Annotated in this window: 14 protein-coding genes, 1 other RNA gene and 1 pseudogene; 10 read left to right on the forward strand and 6 right to left on the reverse strand. The window is 66.0% G+C overall.

Translation table 11 applies throughout. The features are described 5' to 3' along the window. Positions 1 to 7 precede the first annotated feature (7 nt). From DCM79_RS20235 to DCM79_RS20245, 3 genes are all read right to left on the reverse strand, one after another. The gene (locus DCM79_RS20235) at positions 8 to 769 is read right to left on the reverse strand and encodes a tripartite tricarboxylate transporter TctB family protein (RefSeq protein ID WP_257176029.1); all 762 of its coding nucleotides are present in this window, start codon (positions 767 to 769) and stop codon (positions 8 to 10) included. Between the two features lie 93 nt (positions 770 to 862). Further along, positions 863 to 1,396 (reverse strand): chromate transporter, encoded by a 534-nt coding sequence (locus DCM79_RS20240; RefSeq protein WP_028138002.1) that lies wholly within the window; start codon positions 1,394 to 1,396, stop codon positions 863 to 865. Then, a complete protein-coding gene (locus DCM79_RS20245; RefSeq protein WP_257176030.1) occupies positions 1,393 to 2,010 on the reverse strand; it encodes a chromate transporter in 618 nt (205 codons plus the stop codon). The genes DCM79_RS20240 and DCM79_RS20245 overlap by 4 nt, the downstream gene beginning before the upstream one ends. A 96-nt stretch (positions 2,011 to 2,106) precedes the next feature. Here DCM79_RS20245 and ssrA point away from each other — a divergent pair. The 10 genes and pseudogenes from ssrA (at position 2,107) to DCM79_RS20295 (ending at position 11,461) form a co-directional block, all read left to right on the forward strand. Beyond that, positions 2,107 to 2,472, forward strand: a transfer-messenger RNA (tmRNA) gene (ssrA, locus tag DCM79_RS20250). A 113-nt stretch (positions 2,473 to 2,585) separates the two neighbouring features. Continuing rightward, positions 2,586 to 3,101, forward strand: coding sequence for an SspB family protein (locus tag DCM79_RS20255; protein WP_028138004.1), 516 nt, complete (start codon positions 2,586 to 2,588; stop codon positions 3,099 to 3,101). Between the two features lie 89 nt (positions 3,102 to 3,190). Next, positions 3,191 to 4,624 (forward strand): class II fumarate hydratase, encoded by a 1,434-nt coding sequence (fumC, locus tag DCM79_RS20260; protein ID WP_257180802.1) that lies wholly within the window; start codon positions 3,191 to 3,193, stop codon positions 4,622 to 4,624. A 279-nt stretch (positions 4,625 to 4,903) separates the two neighbouring features. Further along, positions 4,904 to 5,092, forward strand: a complete 189-nt coding sequence (locus DCM79_RS20265; protein WP_135162941.1) for a DUF4169 family protein — start codon at positions 4,904 to 4,906, stop codon at positions 5,090 to 5,092. Then, positions 5,089 to 5,340, forward strand: coding sequence for a ribbon-helix-helix domain-containing protein (locus DCM79_RS20270; protein WP_025038043.1), 252 nt, complete (start codon positions 5,089 to 5,091; stop codon positions 5,338 to 5,340). Before DCM79_RS20265 ends, DCM79_RS20270 begins: the two co-directional genes overlap by 4 nt. A gap of 120 nt (positions 5,341 to 5,460) precedes the next feature. Next, entirely contained in the window at positions 5,461 to 5,736 is a 276-nt protein-coding gene (locus tag DCM79_RS20275) for a FeoA family protein (protein WP_257176031.1), read from the forward strand. Between the two features lie 48 nt (positions 5,737 to 5,784). Further along, complete coding sequence (locus DCM79_RS20280; protein WP_257176032.1) at positions 5,785 to 7,656, forward strand: ferrous iron transporter B; 1,872 nt, start codon at positions 5,785 to 5,787, stop codon at positions 7,654 to 7,656. 171 nt (positions 7,657 to 7,827) lie between these two features. Next, positions 7,828 to 8,034: pseudogene (locus DCM79_RS20285) on the forward strand (GNAT family N-acetyltransferase); the annotation flags it as partial. 209 nt (positions 8,035 to 8,243) lie between these two features. Further along, positions 8,244 to 9,758 carry an ATPase domain-containing protein gene (locus tag DCM79_RS20290; protein ID WP_257176033.1) on the forward strand — a complete coding sequence of 505 codons (1,515 nt, stop codon included), beginning with the start codon at positions 8,244 to 8,246 and terminating at the stop codon, positions 9,756 to 9,758. Continuing rightward, a complete protein-coding gene (locus DCM79_RS20295) occupies positions 9,755 to 11,461 on the forward strand; it encodes a response regulator (protein ID WP_257176034.1) in 1,707 nt (568 codons plus the stop codon). The genes DCM79_RS20290 and DCM79_RS20295 overlap by 4 nt, the downstream gene beginning before the upstream one ends. A 42-nt stretch (positions 11,462 to 11,503) precedes the next feature. Here the strand turns inward: DCM79_RS20295 and DCM79_RS20300 are convergent, their stop codons facing one another. The 3 genes from DCM79_RS20300 to DCM79_RS20310 form a co-directional block, all read right to left on the reverse strand. Continuing rightward, positions 11,504 to 11,746 (reverse strand): hypothetical protein, encoded by a 243-nt coding sequence (locus DCM79_RS20300; protein WP_028138011.1) that lies wholly within the window; start codon positions 11,744 to 11,746, stop codon positions 11,504 to 11,506. A 31-nt stretch (positions 11,747 to 11,777) separates the two neighbouring features. Further along, positions 11,778 to 12,896 carry a DUF2336 domain-containing protein gene (locus DCM79_RS20305; RefSeq protein WP_257176035.1) on the reverse strand — a complete coding sequence of 373 codons (1,119 nt, stop codon included), beginning with the start codon at positions 12,894 to 12,896 and terminating at the stop codon, positions 11,778 to 11,780. A 353-nt stretch (positions 12,897 to 13,249) separates the two neighbouring features. After that, entirely contained in the window at positions 13,250 to 16,906 is a 3,657-nt protein-coding gene (locus DCM79_RS20310) for an AsmA-like C-terminal region-containing protein (RefSeq protein ID WP_257176036.1), read from the reverse strand. Positions 16,907 to 17,039: the final 133 nt, after the last annotated feature.

Below are 17,039 nucleotides of genomic sequence, written 5' to 3' on the forward strand. Positions count from 1 at the left end.
CACGCCCTCACTGGATCAGGAAACGCGGGTACATCGGCATCGGCAGTCCGAGAATGTATGGAAACAGGATTGCGCAGCCGATCGTCAGGCAGGCGCCGACGATCAGCGCTTCCAGCCACCGCGTCTCCTGCGAGCCCGCCGCTGCGATCATGAAGCTCGTGAAGGCCGTGACCACGAGGCCAAGAGACCGGATCGACAGGGCGAAGAAGAGGATCGCGGCGACCACGAACAGCGGTCCCCGCCAGGAATAATGGGCCATCGACGGCCCATCTGTCAGAAGACCGGTCAGGGCGATGGCCGCGGACAAGGCAACCAGCAGTCCGCCGAACATGCGCGGCGCGGTGCCGGCGCCGAAGGAGAAGCCCCGCATGCCCTGCAGATCGCTTCCCGCCCACAGCGCGAACAGGGCAACCGCCATCAGGACGACGCCGCCGACATAATCCTGCGCCGACCGTACCGTCATGAACAGCGTCAGGATCGCCACGACCAGCAGCGGATAGGAATAGATCAGGGCCAGCAGGACCTCGGACGGCATCTTCTTGGTGCCGCCGCCGAACGATCCGAAGATGGCACTGGGCGCGCCTGCGAGCAGCGCCGTCACGTGACTGGTGACCACCGTCCCGGGGCCGCGGCCGGTGCCCCAGCCGAAGATCGTCCCGATCGACCAGATCAATTCGAATATCTGCGGCGCAATCGCCAGCAGACAAAAACCGAGCGCCAACCGGGTATTTCGGGTGGCCGTCGCTGAGTGGCCCATCGTGTCGGCCATGCCTGTCTCCTCCGCGACCCGTAAGTCACGAGCACTGTTGTTCTAAATCGGCTGGAACTGGATCCCCCCGCCCGGAACACTGCCTAGCGATTTTCATGACACAATGCCAGCAAAACCCAACAGCCCGCCGGCAAGCAGCAGCCACAATGGATTGATGCGCGAGATGGATGCGATCACCGCAACCATTGCGGTCAGAAGCAGTGCAGCAATCGTGCGATCGGTCGACTGGGCCAGGATCAGGGCACTCGCCGCCATCAATCCGATCGAGAGCGGAACCAGTGCAGCTTGTATCAAGCCAGGCCAGCGCGACTGGCTGGGCCGATTCAGCAGCCGGCTCACATAATAGGCAAGCAGCGCCGTTGGCAGGCACATCGCCAGCGTCGCCGCCAGCGCGCCGGGAATGCCGGCGACGGCATAGCCGATTAACGTCACGATCAGAACGTTCGGACCCGGCGAGAGCTGCGCGATCGCATACGCATCGGTGAACTGCTTGTCGGTCATCCAGTGATTCACCTCGACCGCGATGCGATGCATCTCGGGCACCGCCGCCGCCGCGCCGCCGACTGCGAACAACGACATCAGTCCGAAGGTGGCGATCAGGGCCCAGATCGGATTGTCGGCGTTCATGCTGCTACTTTCCGCCGCAGGAAATAAGTGGCGCCGATGCTCACGGGGATCGCGACCAGCAGCACCGCCTGAAGCGGCAGGCGGAGCACGCCGATGGCGAGGAACACACCGAGCATCAGGATCAGCGCGAGGGAATCCGTCCGCTTCAGCAGCGGCGTCATCATGCGGAAGACCACCGCGATCAGGAGACCGACGGCCGCGCAGGAGATGCCCGCGAGGCTGCGGCGCAGCACGTCGAGGTCGCCAACACGGGCGTAGATGATCGCGAGAACCATCATGATCAGTGTCGGCGGCAGCAGCAGCCCGGCAAAGGCGGCAATCCCGCCCGCGATGCCGCGCAGCCTCGATCCGAACACCATCGACAGATTGACGATGTTGGGCCCGGGCAGGAAATGGCAGAGCGCGAAGGTCTCGTTGAACTCGTCCGCTGTCATCCAGCGGTGCTGCTCGACGATGGCCCTCCGGGCAAACACCAGGACCCCGCCGAAACCGGCCAGCGACATCTTGGCGAAGGCCAGAAACAGTTCCAGCAGGCCGGGCGCGGGAACGCCGGGCGCCGGCTGCTCCGGCAGTCGATCTGATGGTTGGCCGGCCGGCGCTGAATCCTCGGACATCTCAGAAGCTTAGACCGCCGGCGCCGACCCGGCCAAGATCAGGCCCGCCTCGGTGCGGAACCTATCCAAAGAGAACCTTGGGAGAGGCATGCAAAACCCCTGTTTTTCGAAACCCTTGCGCCCTATATTGGGAGTGCCGGTTCGCCGGCTATGGAAATAAACGGTCGTCGCAATAAACCATTCGGACCCGGGGGCGGTACCCGGCGCCTCCACCAAAGCCCACCAACCGGCTACCCGGAAGCGGGCTTTGGCGGGGGCGAAATAGGATCGACGAGGGCGTAAAGGGCGTACTTTTTCCCGGTATTGTTCCGCCGTTATCGGGCTACTGCAATAGTTGCCAACGACAACTTTGCTCCGGTTGCTCAGGCTGCGTAACGCAGTTTGAAAGACCATCTTAAAGTCCTAACGGGTTAAGCTCCGTTAGGCGGGGTTCGGAGGCACCTGGCAACAGAAGCCTCCACTTGCCTTTCTTTCTTCTCCGGCGGGGACTCCTGCTGACCCGTCAGGCGCGATATTGTTGCGGCTTGGCGAGTCGAGTCGGTAGGGTCCGGCTTCGGGGACGCAACAGGACCACCATGGCGACCGATCATATCCGATACGATGTGCTGGCCCGCGACGCGCTGCGCGGCGTGCTGCGGAAGGTGCTGACTGATGCCGCGGCCCATGGCTTGCCCGGCGAGCACCATTTCTTCATCACCTTCGTATCGAAGGCCGAGGGCGTGAAGCTGTCGCCGCGGCTGCTCGCGCAATATCCGGAAGAGATGACGATCATCCTACAGCACCAGTTCTGGGATCTGACCGTGCTCGAGGACCGCTTCGAGGTCGGCCTGTCCTTCGGCGGCATTCCGGAGCGGCTGGTGGTGCCGTTCAGCGCCATCAAGAGCTTCCTCGATCCGTCCGTGAAGTTCGGCCTCCAGTTCGACACGTCCGATGTCGCCGAGGTCGCGCCGGAGACTTTGCCGGCGGCCCCTGCCCCTTCGGCCGTAGCGGTGCCCGCCGCCACTGAAAAGGCGGAGACCGCGGAAGAGCCGACCCCGCCGAGCCAGGGCGGCGCCGAGGTGGTGCGGCTCGATCGTTTCCGCAAGAAATGATCTAGGTTGGCTTTGTAGCCGTCGCGGCCGGCCAAACTGCCTATATAGAAGAGCACATGAAGAGGCCGCGCGGCGTTTCGCGCGGCGGAATGGATGTGCTCATGGCCAAAGCTTCCCGCTCGAAGACCGCTCCTCCCGCGACCCGCACCGAGACCGACAGTTTCGGGCCCATCGAGGTCCCTGCCGATCGCTATTGGGGCGCCCAGACCGAACGCTCGCGCCAGAATTTCCGCATCGGAACGGATCGCATGCCGATCGCGCTCGTGCACGCGCTCGGCATCGTCAAGCTCGGCGCCGCGCAGTCCAATTTGGAGCTCGGCCTGCTCGACAAGCGCCGCGCCGACGCCATCATCCGCGCCGCGCGCGAGGTGATCGAGGGCAAGCTGGATGACCATTTTCCGCTGGTCGTGTGGCAGACCGGCTCCGGCACGCAGACCAACATGAACCTTAACGAGGTGATCGCCAACCGCGCCAACCAACTGCTCGGCGGCGAGCTCGGCGCCAAGAAGCCGGTGCATCCGAACGATCATGTCAACATGAGCCAGTCGTCGAACGATTCGTTCCCGACCGCGATGCACATCGCGGCCGCCAGCCGCATCAATGCCGATCTCATCCCCGCGCTCACCGAACTGCTGCGCGCGCTGCGCAAGAAGGAGAAGGCGTTTGCGAAGATCGTCAAGATCGGCCGCACCCACACCCAGGATGCGACGCCGCTGACGCTCGGCCAGGAGTTTTCCGGCTACGCCGCGCAGGTCGAAAGCGGCATCGCCCGGCTCAAGTCCGCGGTGAAGGAGCTTTATCCGCTCGCGCAGGGCGGCACCGCCGTCGGCACCGGCCTCAATTCCAAGCCGCGCTTTGCTAAGCTGTTCGCAAAGCACGTCGCCGCGATCACGAAACTCCCCTTCACCAGCGCCGCCAACAAGTTCGAGGCGCTGGCCTCGAACGATGCCTACGTGCTGGCGCATGGCGCCATCAATTCGGTGGCGACGGGCCTGTTCAAGATCGCCAACGACATCCGCCTGCTCGGATCCGGCCCGCGCTCGGGGCTGGGCGAGCTGATCCTGCCGGAGAACGAGCCGGGCTCCTCGATCATGCCGGGCAAGGTCAATCCGACCCAGTGCGAGGCGATGACCATGGTATGCTGCCAGGTGTTCGGCAATCACACCGCGATCACGTTGGCCGGCAGCCAGGGCCATTTCGAGCTCAACGTCTACAAGCCCGTGCTGGCCTACAACATGCTGCACTCGATCCGCCTGCTGGCAGATGCGGCGCGATCCTTCACCGAGCATTGCGTCAGCGGCATCCGCGCCGACGAGAAGCGCATCGACGAGCTGATGCAGCGCTCGCTGATGCTAGTGACGGCGCTGGCCCCGAAGATCGGCTACGACAACGCCGCCAAGGTGGCCAAGACGGCCCATGCCAACGGAACCACGTTGAAGGAGGAGGCGCTGCGGCTCGGCTTCGTCTCGGCCGACGAGTTCGATCGCCTGGTACGCCCGGAGAAGATGACCAGCCCGGGATAAATTCCGAATTCCGATAGCCATCCGTAATGATACGGACCCCCTGCGCCCAGAAATGTGCGGCTTTGGGGGTGGGATTTGATTACCGTCAATGTTCCGGCGGGACGGCGTGCTACGCAACCCTTCCGCCCCCCCGACGGGGCCGAATTCATCCTTTGATGGCCCAAGGGGCTGATTGACGAGGACGAGCGAATGGCGATCAAGTCTTGTAGGGCGCAACGCGGCGCCCTGTTTCTGAATGTTTCATCCCGCCTGACGAGGATCGGATGATGGAGACGCGGCATGGGGAACGTCATCAACCTGAATCGTTTCAGGAAGCGCGCCGAGCGGGAAGCCTCGGCGAAGCAGGCGGACGCCAACCGGTCGAAGTTCGGCCGCACGAAGGCGGAACGGTCGGCGGAGGAGACGCGCGCGGACAAGGCGAAGGCGCACCTGGACCGGCATCAGATCGACCGCGAGGAGCAGCCATGAAGTCGCCCGTCGTGAAGCGGTCGATCGTCGTCGCCGGGCACAAGACCAGCGTCAGCCTGGAAGAGGCGTTCTGGAACGGCATGAAGGAGATCTCCGGCCTGCGCAACATGACGTTGTCGGAGCTGGTCGGCGAGATCGACAACAACCGCCAGCAGGGCAATCTGTCGTCGGCGATCCGCCTGTTCGTCCTGGACTACTTCAAGAGCCGGGCGATGGCCGCCCAGCCGGACAAGGTCCCGGCCCAATAGCCAGCCCTCGGGGGCGCCTGTGAGGCGCCCCGCCATCCGCGCTTTTTAAAATCACTCTAAGGTGCGGTTTCAGCGAGCGCCCGCGCTTGACCTCAATGCCTTGCGTTGAAAATACAGGGCATGACCGACACCAACGACACGCGCCCGCACATGCCGCTCGGCCTGGCCCAGCGCGGCTATTCCGGCGTCATCCAGCACCTGTCCGCTAGCCAGACGGGCTCGGCGCTTTCCGACATCGAGCTCGAGAGCCGCCTGATCGAGCTCGGCTTCGTCGAGGGCGCCCGGGTCGAGGTCCTGCACGAGGGGCTGGTCGGGCGCGATCCGATTGCGGTGCGGGTCGACAGCATCACGATCGCGGTCCGCCGCCGCGAAGCCATGGCGGTCATCGTCGCTTAGCCTGCGGCCGGACGCCTCATCACAAGCCGTTTGCCAGGCCTTGATCCCATGGAATTACCCCTGCTGCATCTCGCCCTGGTCGGCACGCCAAACAGCGGCAAGACATCGCTGTTCAACGCCCTGACCGGCAGCCGGCAGAAGGTCGCGAACTATCCCGGCGTCACCGTCGAGCGCAAGGAAGGCTTCTTCGTCACCCCCCTGGGGCGCCAGGTCTCGGTGGTCGACCTGCCCGGCACCTATTCGCTGCGCGGCCGCAGCCCGGACGAGGAGATCACCCGCGACTTCGTGCTCGGCAAGGCCTCCGGCGAGGCCGTGCCCGATCTCGTGCTGTGCGTGGCCGATTCGACCAATCTGCGGCTGACCATCCGCCTGCTGCTCGAGCTCAAGCGCACCGGACGGCCGATGGTCCTCGTGCTCAACATGTTCGACATCGCGGCCCGCCGCGGCATCAATGTCGACGTCGAGCGGCTCGCCAAGGAGCTCGGCCTGCCCGTGGTCACCTCGATCGCGGTGCGCAAGGGCGGCACGGCCGAGCTCTTGAAGCTGACCGACGAGATCTCGGCGAAGCTCGCCGCCGAGACGGAGGCGAACAGCTGGCGCGCGCTCAGCGTCGCCGAATTGCGCGCGACCCAGCGCGAGGCCGACCGCATCATCGCCGACTGCGTCAGCCTGCCTGCGAGACCCGACACCTGGACCGCGCGGATCGACGCGGTCGTGCTGCATCCCGTCGGCGGCCTCGTCGTGCTGACGCTGATCCTGTTCGTGATGTTCCAGGCGGTGTTCGCCTGGGCGCAACCGGCAATGGACCTGCTCAAGTCCGGCTTCGACGCGCTCGGCGAGCTCGTGCACGCCACCCTGCCCGAGGGCCTCTTGCAGAGCTTCCTGGAGAACGGCGTGATCTCGGGCGTCGGCAGCGTCATCGTGTTCCTGCCGCAGATCATCCTGATCTTCCTGTTCATCCTGCTGCTGGAGGATTTCGGCTACATGGCGCGCGCCGCGTTCCTGATGGACCGCATCATGGGCGGCGCCGGCCTGCACGGCCGCGCCTTCATTCCGCTGCTGTCGAGCTTTGCCTGCGCCATCCCCGGCATCATGGCGACGCGCGTGATCGACAACAAGCGCGACCGGCTGACCACGATCCTGATCGCGCCGCTGATGACCTGCTCGGCGCGCATCCCGGTCTACACGCTGATCATCTCCGCCTTCATTCCGGCGAAGGAAATCTGGGGCTTCATTAATTTGCAGGGCCTCGTGATGTTCGGCCTCTACGCCGCCGGCATCGCCAGCGCGCTGATCGTCTCGTTCCTGATCAAGTTCTTCATGCTGCGCGACTTTGCGCCGGCGCCGTTCATGCTGGAGCTGCCGGACTACAAGATGCCGCGGCTGAAATCGATCGCGATCGGTATCTACACCCGCGCCAAGATGTTCCTGGTGCGCGCCGGCACCACCATCTTCTCGATGATGGTTCTGATCTGGTTCCTGGCCTCGTTCCCGCAGCCGCCGGCGGGCGCCACCGGGCCCGCGATCGACTTCAGCCTGGCGGCGATGATCGGCAAGGCGCTCGAGCCGCTGCTGGCGCCCGTCGGCTTCAACTGGCAGATCGCGGTCGCGCTCATCCCGGGCATGGCGGCGCGCGAGGTCGCGGTGGCAGCGCTCGGCACCGTCTACGCGATCGAAGGGGGCCAGGAAGCGACCGAGCAGATCGGCCAGGTGCTGGCGACGAAATGGTCGCTCGCCACCGCACTGTCGATGCTGGCCTGGTACATCTTCGCCCCGCAATGCGCATCCACGCTGGCCGTGATCCGGCGCGAGACCGGCAGCTGGGCCTGGATGGGTGTGACCTTCACCTACATGCTGGTGCTGGCCTACGCCGCGAGCTTCGTGACGTACAACGTCGCCGTCGCGCTGGGGGCGGGATAGACCCCTGAAGCCAAAACTGAAAAAACAACCCCATGCACAGTAGACGGGGTCAGTGAAATCAATGGCTTGAGTTGGGCGCGAAAATCATCTCGCCGACACTCCGCACCGGTTGCTCCGTCGGGCGAAACAGCGGCATGATGTCATCATTGGCCGCAACGACAGCGGCATGAAAGACGACACGCCACCGAAGCGGCGACCGCGATAACGCGCATCGGCCTGTCCGAGCTCGCCCTGCCATCCCTCATCGGCATCGTGAACGTCGCAAACGGCGCATCGCGCCGCGTGCTGGAGAAATCCAATTACCTGCTCGAGCGGAGCACGAACCGTCATGGCAAGGAGGTGGTGATCTACCGCATCCACCGCAGAACGTTGCAATGACCGGATCGGCGCGCGTTGACCGGCGAGACTGTGTTCAATTTTGAACCGACATTGCTGCCGCCGCCGCCACTGCCCACAGCCAGACAAGCCCCCGGCCCGGGAACCCGCTCGCCGCTCAAGAGTTCCTCGTAAGGACCTCGTTTGGTCCCGGCCCCAGCCTCTCGACGCCTGGGGCCCAGCGCTCTTCCGACATGTGTTGAGGGGGTTCAATGACCGATCCATCAGGGGCTGCTTCGGCCAGTGCCCTCAGGGATTTGCCGAGAATTTCAACGGGCAGCGAAGGCCTGGACGACATCCTGGGCGGCGGCTTGGACCCCAACCGGATGTATCTCTACGAGGGACGTCCAGGCACCGGCAAGACCACGATCGCGCTGCAATTCCTTCTCCGGGGCGCGCGCGACGGCGAACGTGTGCTCTATATCTCCCTCTCCGAGACGCGGCGGGAACTCGAGCTTGTCGCGCATCGGCACGGCTGGTCTCTGCAAGGCGTGGACATCTTCGAGCTGGTCCCGCCGGAGACGACACTCGACCCCGATCGGGAGCTCACGGTCTTCCATCCTGCCGAGATGGAGCTCAGCGAAACGACCGGCCTCATCTTCAAGGAGGTCGAGCGGCTCAATCCCACCCGCGTCGTGCTGGACAGCCTGTCCGAGCTGCGCCTGCTGGCCCAGAACCCGCTTCGCTACCGCCGCCAGGTGCTGGCCTTGAAGCACTTCTTCACCAACCGCAATTGCACTGTCGTGCTGCTCGACGATCTGTCCTCCTCCCAGGACGATCTGCAGCTGCATTCGATCGCACACGGCGTCGTCATGCTCGAGCAACTCGCGATCGACTACGGCGCGGAGCGACGCCGGCTTCGCGTGATCAAGATGCGCGGCATTCGATTCCGCGGCGGATACCACGATTTTACAATTTCATCAGGGGGTCTGCGCATCTTCCCGCGGCTCGTCGCAGCCGAGCATCACAAGGCGTTTCCCGGCGAGTCCATGTCCAGTGGAAACGCCGAGCTCGATCGGCTCCTCGGAGGCGGGATCGAGCGCGGCACCAACGTGCTCCTGCTCGGCTCTGCCGGCGTGGGGAAGTCGTCGCTCGCGCTCGCCTATGCCATCGCGGCGGCCGAACGCGGCGAGCACGCCGTCTTCTTCGCGTTCGACGAGGGCCGGGGAACGATCGAAGCGCGGGCCCGGACGCTCGGCCTGCCTCTGCAAAAGCACCTCGATTCCGGCAAAATCCGGTTTCAACAAATCGATCCTGCCGAATTGTCGCCCGGCGAGTTCGCATCGACGCTGCGTCATAGCGTCGAGGTCGACGGCGCCCGCATCGTCGTCATCGACAGCCTGAACGGCTATTTGAACGCGATGCCGGACGAGCGCTTTCTCGTGCTGCAGATGCATGAATTGCTCAGCTATCTGGCGCAGCAGGGCGTGCTCTCCATCCTGATCCTCGCGCAGCATGGAATCGTGGGCCCGATGGATACGCCGCTCGACCTCAGCTATTTGAGCGATGCGGTGCTGATGTTGCGCTATTTCGAGTTCGGCGGCACGGTGCGGCGCGCTCTGTCCGTCGTCAAGAAGCGCAGCGGCAATCATGAGCACACCATCCGCGAGTTCCGGCTCGGCAACACCGGGATCAAGCTCGGCCCGCCCCTTCAGGATTTCAGCGGCATCTTTTCCGGCAATCCGCATTTTACCGGTACCGCGCTCCCGGAAGGACCGATCGAATGAACGCGGCTCGCGATGGCCGCGTTCTCATATTCGCCCCGATCGGACGCGACGGGCCGGCATCAGCCGAGCTCTTCCGCAGCTCCCATCTGGAAGCGGTGAACTGCCGAAGCCTGCCCGAGCTCGTCAGCGCGATGAGCGAAGGCGTGGGCGCCGTCGTTCTCGCCGAGGAAGGATTGTTCGGAAAGGACACGGCGCCGCTGGCACAATGGATCGCGGCGCAACCGCCGTGGTCCGACCTCCCCTTTGTCGTCCTCACCAGCCATCGAGAGCAGCCGGCCGTGGTTGCGTGGCGACGCAGCATCGTCGAACTTCTCCGCAACGTTTCGCTGCTCGAACGTCCGGTTCAGCCGATCACGCTGACCAGCGCGGTTCAATCCGCGATGAGGGCGCGGCGGCGCCAGTATGAAATCCGGGCCCTGCTGCAGGCCCGTGAGCAGACGGCGCAGGAGCTCGAGCAGCTGGTGGTCGAGCGCACACGCGAGCTGAAGGAGGCCAACGAGCAGCTGCGTCTCGAAATGAACGAGCGCGCCCGCGTCGAGGAAACGCTGCGCCAGGCCCAGAAGATCGAGGCGATCGGCCAGCTCACCGGCGGTGTCGCGCACGACTTCAACAATCTGCTGATGGTGATTTCCGGCGGCCTCGACATGCTCGATCGCCAGGCAGACCCGAACCGGCGCCGGCGGCTCATGGACGGCATGATCCAGGCCGCGCAGCGCGGCGCCAGCCTGACGAGGCAGCTCCTCGCATTCTCGCGCCGGCAGAAGCTCCGGCCGGAGCCCGTCGATGTCGCTGCACAGATCGGCGGCATGCGGGAGCTGCTCGATCGCAGCCTGCGAGGCGACGTCCACGTCGAATTCGATTTCCCGGACTCACTATGGCCGGTCGAAGTCGATCCGGGGGAGCTCGAGCTGGTCATCCTGAACCTCGCCGTCAACGCCCGCGATGCCATGCCCAATGGCGGAACCATCGTCGTGCGCGGAGAAAATCTGCCAGGCCTGAACGACGATCAGATCTCGGGCGACTATGTCCGGCTGTCCGTCGTCGACACCGGTGTCGGCATGGCTCCCGAGATCCTGTCCCGCGTCTTCGAACCGTTCTTCACGACCAAGGACGTCGGCAAGGGTTCGGGGCTCGGGCTCGCGCAGGTCCATGGATTCGCCACCCAGTCACGGGGCACCGTCCGAATTCAATCGGAAGTCGGCCGCGGCACCAGCATCGAACTGTACCTGCCGCGATCGTTCGACGTTCCTTCGAAGGAGCGGCATCTCATCGACCTCACCCGCATACGGCCGAAGAAGAGCAATCATGGCCGAATCCTCCTGGTCGAAGACGACGACGAGGTCGCCGCTCTGGTCGGCGAGATGCTCGGCCAACTCGGTTACGAGGTCACGCGCGCCGCAAGCGCCGCGGCGGCGCTCGGCGCTTTGGCCGATGGTCGCTCCGTCGACCTGATCTTTTCGGACATCATGATGCCTGGCGGCATGAACGGGGTCGAGCTCGCGCGGGAAATCAAGAAGCGGCGAAGTGACATCCCGGTGCTGCTGACCAGTGGATACGCCGAAGCCTCGGTCCATGAAGCGCAGAGGGCGGGTATCCAGATCCTGGCGAAACCTTACCACATCGACGAGCTGGCCGCGGCGCTGAGCACGGCAAAGTCGAACCTTGGGCTCAACCCAGAATCCCAGCGCTCCGGGTCCTGTTGACGTCAGCCCTGATCGGGCCGTGTGCCCTCGGGCTGCGGAGCTCTACCGGAAATATCCGAGCACGAGATCGACGTCGGCGCTGCGGGCCACCGTACCGGTCAGCTCGGCGTCGATGACGCGGCGACAGGCTTCGATCGCGGCGTGGTCGCCGAGATCATTGGCGGCTTCGAGCACGAGCCAAGCCGCGTCGACCGAGGCCTTGTCCGGCGCTCCGCCACCGAGATCGCCGGGGGCGGCGCTGTTGAGGTTCTTCTTGCGAACGGCGGTGCCGAATTGAGGCAACATTGCAGATACTCCCCTGTCCTTCATGTCCCTGTCAGTGAACTTGGAGCTCGGGCTGACGGCCCGCATCGGCACCCGCGCCGGTCTTGCGCGACTGGTAGAACTTCAAGATGCTGCGCGAGGTCTCGATCTTGAGCCGGCCGTATTCGCGCTCGTTGTCCTGGAGCTCGCGCGCCGTGATCAGATGATCCTTGGCGCCGAGGAAGAGCAGTGACATCGTCGTGTCCCAGGAGAAGTCGAGCGCCTTGCACAAGACCAGGATCATCTCGCGATTGCGGTCCATCAGCGCGCGCTCGATCACGTCGACCGGCAGCGACGAGAGCAGCGACAAGCCGATCTGGACCTCGTCGAAGCGATGCTGGCGGGCATAGTTCGAAATCGAATCCTGGTTGAGATTGCCCTGGCGGTATTGCGTCGTGACCACGCGCTTGGCAACGAAATAGCTGCGCGAGGACGGACCGAATTTGGACTGAAGGTCGCCGGTGACCTCGGTCACCGAGCTCTGGATCTGCGCCATCATCTCGGGCCGCTCGGTCTCGAGGCGGCGGCGGACGTCTTCCGAGGCCTTCGAGATCAGCTGTTGGAAGATGTGGCGCGGCACGTCCTTGCGCAGGCCGAGCTGCTCGGCGAGGATCGAATCGCCCTCGGCGCGGCGGACCATGTGCAACAGGCCCGAGCCGGAGAAGCGAGCGCCCTCGTTCTTGGCGACCGACGTGACGACCTCCTGATTGCCGCGCTTGACCAGCACGTCGGTCACGGCTTCGCCGATCGACTTGCGCTGGGCGATCGCGAGCAGATGCGACTGGCCCTTGGTCATGGCGCTCTCGACCAGCATCCTGTCGTCGATGCGATTGGAGTCGCGCAGCACGGGACCGGCGACCGCGATCTCGTCGTCGAGGGCGAGCTTCTCGATCACGTTCAGGGGCGCGTGATCGCACGCCGACATCACCTCCGACAGCTGCGTTCGCGCCGCGACCTCGATCTCTTCGGCGAGCCGGCCGATCACCTCGCCGAACGTGCTGATCTCGTCGTCGCTGTAGCGGCCGGTGATTAGAATGTCGGTCGCATGCCACAACGCCTTCGCCCGGCTTTCCTCGGTGCCGCGCGCGATCGCGTCGTCCAGATCCTGCAGAAGCGATTTCGCCCCGTTCATCTCGATCACCCCAGTTCTTGGTCGTTCTCTTGCGGACCGTTGCGCCGCAATCGACGCGACGCCGAATTCCTCTGGAACCGACGCTAGAGAGGAAACGCGAGAATTCGGTAAAATCGGCAAATCAGTTTTGCCGGGCAAAATTCATTCAAATGCGAGGGAATGGGTTAAGGGGCGGGAGAAGAACGACGGTGCGCTCCCTCGCCCGCTTGCGGGAGAGGGTTGGGGAGAGGGTGTCTCCGCAACGGGACAATCCCCTAGAGGAGAAAGCCCTCACCCGCGCCTTCGGCGCGACCTCTCCCGCAAGCGGGAGAGGTAAGCAAGCTCGCGGCTCGGGCGGTGCAAACCAATCCGCCTCACGGATTCTGCGGCGTCAGCACCAGCGGCGGCTTTGGCCTCGGCTTGGCCGGCGGCGGGCCCGGGGCAGGCTTGACGTCGATGGCCGGCGGCAGCGGCGCGAGCTGCTGGCTCGCCAGCGGCGGGCTCGTGAGTGAAGGGCTCGTGAGTGAAGGACTTGGGGCAGCGGGAGCCGCTTGCGGCGGTCTCGGCGTCGGCGCAGCCTTTGGCTTTGCGGGCGGGCGGCGCGGATCCTGGCCGGGAAGCGGCACATGCGCGGGCGCCTGCTCGGGCGTCGGATCCGGCGACACCAGCGTCGGCAGCGCCGCGGTGGCCGGCGGCGGCTCGCCGCGTTCGATCGCGTCCAGCCGGCGCGTCTCGCGGTCGATCGTGCGCACCGCCAGCCAGGACGACAGCGGCGCAAGATCGATGGTGCGGTTGAGCTTGTCGGGCGGACCCGCGGCGAACAGCTGAATCTCCGGCGGGGCGCCGGAGAGGCCGGTCATGATCGGCGTCAGGCTGGCGCGGATGTCGGCCTGGTCGGCGGGAATGTCGTAGCCGCCGGAGACGATGGCGCGGGCATTCTTCGCTTCCAGCGGCGTCGCGCCGACGCGCAAGCGTCCGTCGCGGATCGTGAAGGGAATCTGGGCCGACGCCACCGCGATCGGTGCGGCGGCAAGCGCGGGCTCGACCAGCTGCCGCAGGCGGTTGTCGTCGGCGACCTGGCCGCCGTCGCTGGCGCGGATCGCGATCTCGAAGGCGCGCGGATTGAGGCCGCCGATTTCGGCGGCCTCAAGCGTCACCGTGCCGTTGCCGGCGAGCGCGCCGGTGAGCGCTGCGACGCTGCGGCCCTGGCTGGTCAGGGCCATCTGCACCGAGGCGCGTCCCTTCGGCAGCGCAAGCTCGCGGTAGCGCAGCGCCGCCGCATCGACATGGGCGAACTCGATACGCGCATTCACAGCGAGGCCATTGGCGCTGTTGCGCGCGTCGAAGCTCGCCGACATCTCGCCGCCGCCGAGCGTGCCCTTGAGCCCATCGAGCGCGAACGACTGGCCGTCGCCGCGGAGCGTGCCGCCGAACGGACGCAGCTCGATGCCGCCGGGCAACGTCCCGCGCAACGCCTGGAAGGCGATCCGGCCGCGCCAGCCGGTGACGAGCCCAGCGCTGAGCGGCTCGCTCGCATCACGCCCGGCCGCGCCGATCGCCATCGCAAGCGCCGGCGCAAGATCGAGCGTATCGAGGCCGACTTCGCCGTCGACGCTCCTGTCGGCATCCAGCATCACCGCCAGATGGCCGCGCAGATGTGCCCCGGCCGCATTGCCGTCGAGATCGTCGAAGGTCAGCCGATTGCCCGTCAGCGTGAGGCGGGAGGACAGGCTGACGTTCTGCACCGATTTGTCGGTCCGGCTGGTCCCGAGCAGCGGCGCCAGATTGACGTTGCGCACGCGCAAGTTCACGCTGCCCTTCGGCTCCGACAATTCGACACTGCCCTGCGCGTCGGCATCCAGCCCGCCGCCGCTCAGCTTCGCGCTCAGTTGCAGCGGCCGCCGCCAGGTGCCGGTCAGCTTGCCCTCCAGCTGAGAAGCGCCCTCGCCTGCGGCCACCATGCGATCGAGCCCGAGCAGCGCCAGCAACGCGCCGGCCTGCGGCGTCGACACCTTCGAGTCCAGCGTGAAGTCGCTGCTGCGCAGACGCTCGAGGTCGATGCCGCCGATCGCGGCAGCCGGCGTCTGCGCCGCCAGCGCCGCGGTCGCCTTGAGCTGCGGCGCGTCGAGCTCGAGCACGGCGCGGGCATTGCTGCGATCGGCATGCTCGGCGTTCTTGTCGAGGCTGAGATCGAGCTTGAGACGGGTCGCGCCTGATGCAGCTGGGATGGCATCCATGCGCGCGCGCAGCGCGGGCGCAAACGGCTCGATCAGTGCGGTGAGCTCGCGCAGCGAATTGGCCGAGGATTGCAGCGCGAGCTTGCCGGTGATCCTGGCGCGGTCGAAGCTGCCGCTCGCCACGGTGGTCACGCCGCCGGCCTGGCCGAAGCGCAGCTGCTCCAGCGACAGCGCGGCGGGGCCGTAAGCGAGCTTTGCAGTGAACGGACGCAGCTCCTGCCCGGCGGAGATCGCGCGGCCGATATCGAGCGAGAGCTTGGCTTCCTCCGGCCACTCGCCCTGCGGTCCCGCGAGCGCGCGCACGAAGCTTACGGCGGTGTCGAGATCGAGCCGGTCGGCCTTGAGGTCGGCGTCGATCCGCGAGCCCTTGCTCGCGCCCGTCTGCACGAAGGCGATGCGGCCTTCCACGGTGCCGCCTTCGATGTCGGCCTTCAGCCTGTCGATGGCGAGATGGTTGGCGGCGATCGTGACCTCGCCGGCGAGGCGCAGCGGCCGCGTGCTGCGGCGGCTGACCTCGCTGCGGCCCTGGAGCCAGGCCACCAGCGTGTCGGGATCGGAGGATTCGACGCTGAGGCGGCCGCTGAAACTGTCGGCGCCGGGCGTTGCGCCGTTGAGCGAGAGCTGCGTCATGCCGGGCGCGCGCAGCTCCAGGCGCTGGAAGGTCCAGGACCGTCCGTCGGTCTGGAGCTCGGTCGTGATGTTCTGCAGCGGACGGCCGCCGAGCATGATCTGGTCGGAGTTGAACTCGATCTGGGCCGGGATCGGCGCCTGCGGAATGGCCGCAAGCCCTGCCCGTAGCGCCGGCAGGATGCGGAGCGGCTCGGCATCGTCCTTGTCCATATTCTTGGCGGCAAGCCTGTCGGCATCGACCTGCCGCGCCGACAGCACCGCGCGCAGCAGCGGCGAGGCGCCGAATTTGAGGTCGCCGACGCCGCCGAGCTTCAGCGCGCTGTCTTCAGGGCCGAAGCTGGCGTCGATCTGCTCGAACTTCGCCCCGGCCGGATCCGCCCTGAGCTTGGTCGTGAGCTTCCAGGGGGTCGGCCCGGCCGCGCCGGCCTTCTTGGCCGCCGGCACCGCCAGCGTCAGCGCGCCGTCGAATTTCGGCAGGCGATTGTCGAAGGCGAGCACGCCTTCGAGATCAGCGAGGATGGCGCGCTCGCCGGGATCGATGTTGAGGTGGAGACGGGTGGCGTTGCCGTCGGCGCTCGGGCCGGACGAGACGCGGAACGGATAGCGCACCCCATTGGCGGTGAAGCCGCCATCGCCGCGCACCGAGCCCGCGAGCGAGCGGACGTCACCGGAAAAGGCGATGTCGTTCAGCTCCAGCGTGGAGCGGCTGGCGGCATCGTGCAGGGCGATTCGGCCGGTGAGATTGAGCCGTTCGATGGCGAGCGAGGCCAGATTGAAGGTGCCGCTCGCGGTGGAGGGCAGATCGACCCTCCCGCGCGCATCGAGGCCGAGATCGACCGCCATGCCGCCCACCGAAAGCTCGGTGGCGCGCCATTCGCCGCGCATCAGCGAGCCGAGGCTGAACTCGACGTCGAGCTTGTCGGCGCGCAGGCGGCCGAGATCGTTGTTGCCGCCGAAGGTGACCTGGCGCAGCCGCAGCGTCGGCGCCGGCAGGAGCCGCGCGTCAAGCTCGCCCGCGACCCGCACCGGCACGCCGATGATCTTGCCGGCCTCCGCCTCGAACTGGGGCCTGAACTGGTTCCAGTCGACGTAGTAAGGCCCGATCAGCGCGGCCAGCAGCGCAATGATGAAGGCAATCGCCAATCCGAGCAGCGTCGTCTGCACGGGTCTCCCCTCGGCCAAACCGGCACCCGGACCAAACCCTGGCCTTAGCGGACTTCAGGCGTGCCGGAACAGCCCCTTATATAGGGGGAAGTGTGGCGAAGTCACAGCGACTGTTGCGCGCGGAGGTTAACGC

It is taken from the genome of Bradyrhizobium sp. WBOS07, assembly GCF_024585165.1.
Lineage (GTDB): Bacteria > Pseudomonadota > Alphaproteobacteria > Rhizobiales > Xanthobacteraceae > Bradyrhizobium > Bradyrhizobium japonicum_B.

Bases quoted from the DNA above. Each gene is read 5' to 3' on its own strand.
- DCM79_RS20235 (WP_257176029.1), bottom strand. From the start codon at position 769: ATGGCCGACACGATGGGCCACTCAGCGACGGCCACCCGAAATACCCGG.
- DCM79_RS20240 (WP_028138002.1), bottom strand. From the start codon at position 1,396: ATGAACGCCGACAATCCGATCTGGGCCCTGATCGCCACCTTCGGACTG.
- DCM79_RS20245 (WP_257176030.1), bottom strand. From the start codon at position 2,010: ATGTCCGAGGATTCAGCGCCGGCCGGCCAACCATCAGATCGACTGCCG.
- DCM79_RS20255 (WP_028138004.1), top strand. From the start codon at position 2,586: ATGGCGACCGATCATATCCGATACGATGTGCTGGCCCGCGACGCGCTG.
- fumC (WP_257180802.1), top strand. From the start codon at position 3,191: ATGGATGTGCTCATGGCCAAAGCTTCCCGCTCGAAGACCGCTCCTCCC.
- DCM79_RS20265 (WP_135162941.1), top strand. From the start codon at position 4,904: ATGGGGAACGTCATCAACCTGAATCGTTTCAGGAAGCGCGCCGAGCGG.
- DCM79_RS20270 (WP_025038043.1), top strand. From the start codon at position 5,089: ATGAAGTCGCCCGTCGTGAAGCGGTCGATCGTCGTCGCCGGGCACAAG.
- DCM79_RS20275 (WP_257176031.1), top strand. From the start codon at position 5,461: ATGACCGACACCAACGACACGCGCCCGCACATGCCGCTCGGCCTGGCC.
- DCM79_RS20280 (WP_257176032.1), top strand. From the start codon at position 5,785: ATGGAATTACCCCTGCTGCATCTCGCCCTGGTCGGCACGCCAAACAGC.
- DCM79_RS20290 (WP_257176033.1), top strand. From the start codon at position 8,244: ATGACCGATCCATCAGGGGCTGCTTCGGCCAGTGCCCTCAGGGATTTG.
- DCM79_RS20295 (WP_257176034.1), top strand. From the start codon at position 9,755: ATGAACGCGGCTCGCGATGGCCGCGTTCTCATATTCGCCCCGATCGGA.
- DCM79_RS20300 (WP_028138011.1), bottom strand. From the start codon at position 11,746: ATGTTGCCTCAATTCGGCACCGCCGTTCGCAAGAAGAACCTCAACAGC.
- DCM79_RS20305 (WP_257176035.1), bottom strand. From the start codon at position 12,896: ATGAACGGGGCGAAATCGCTTCTGCAGGATCTGGACGACGCGATCGCG.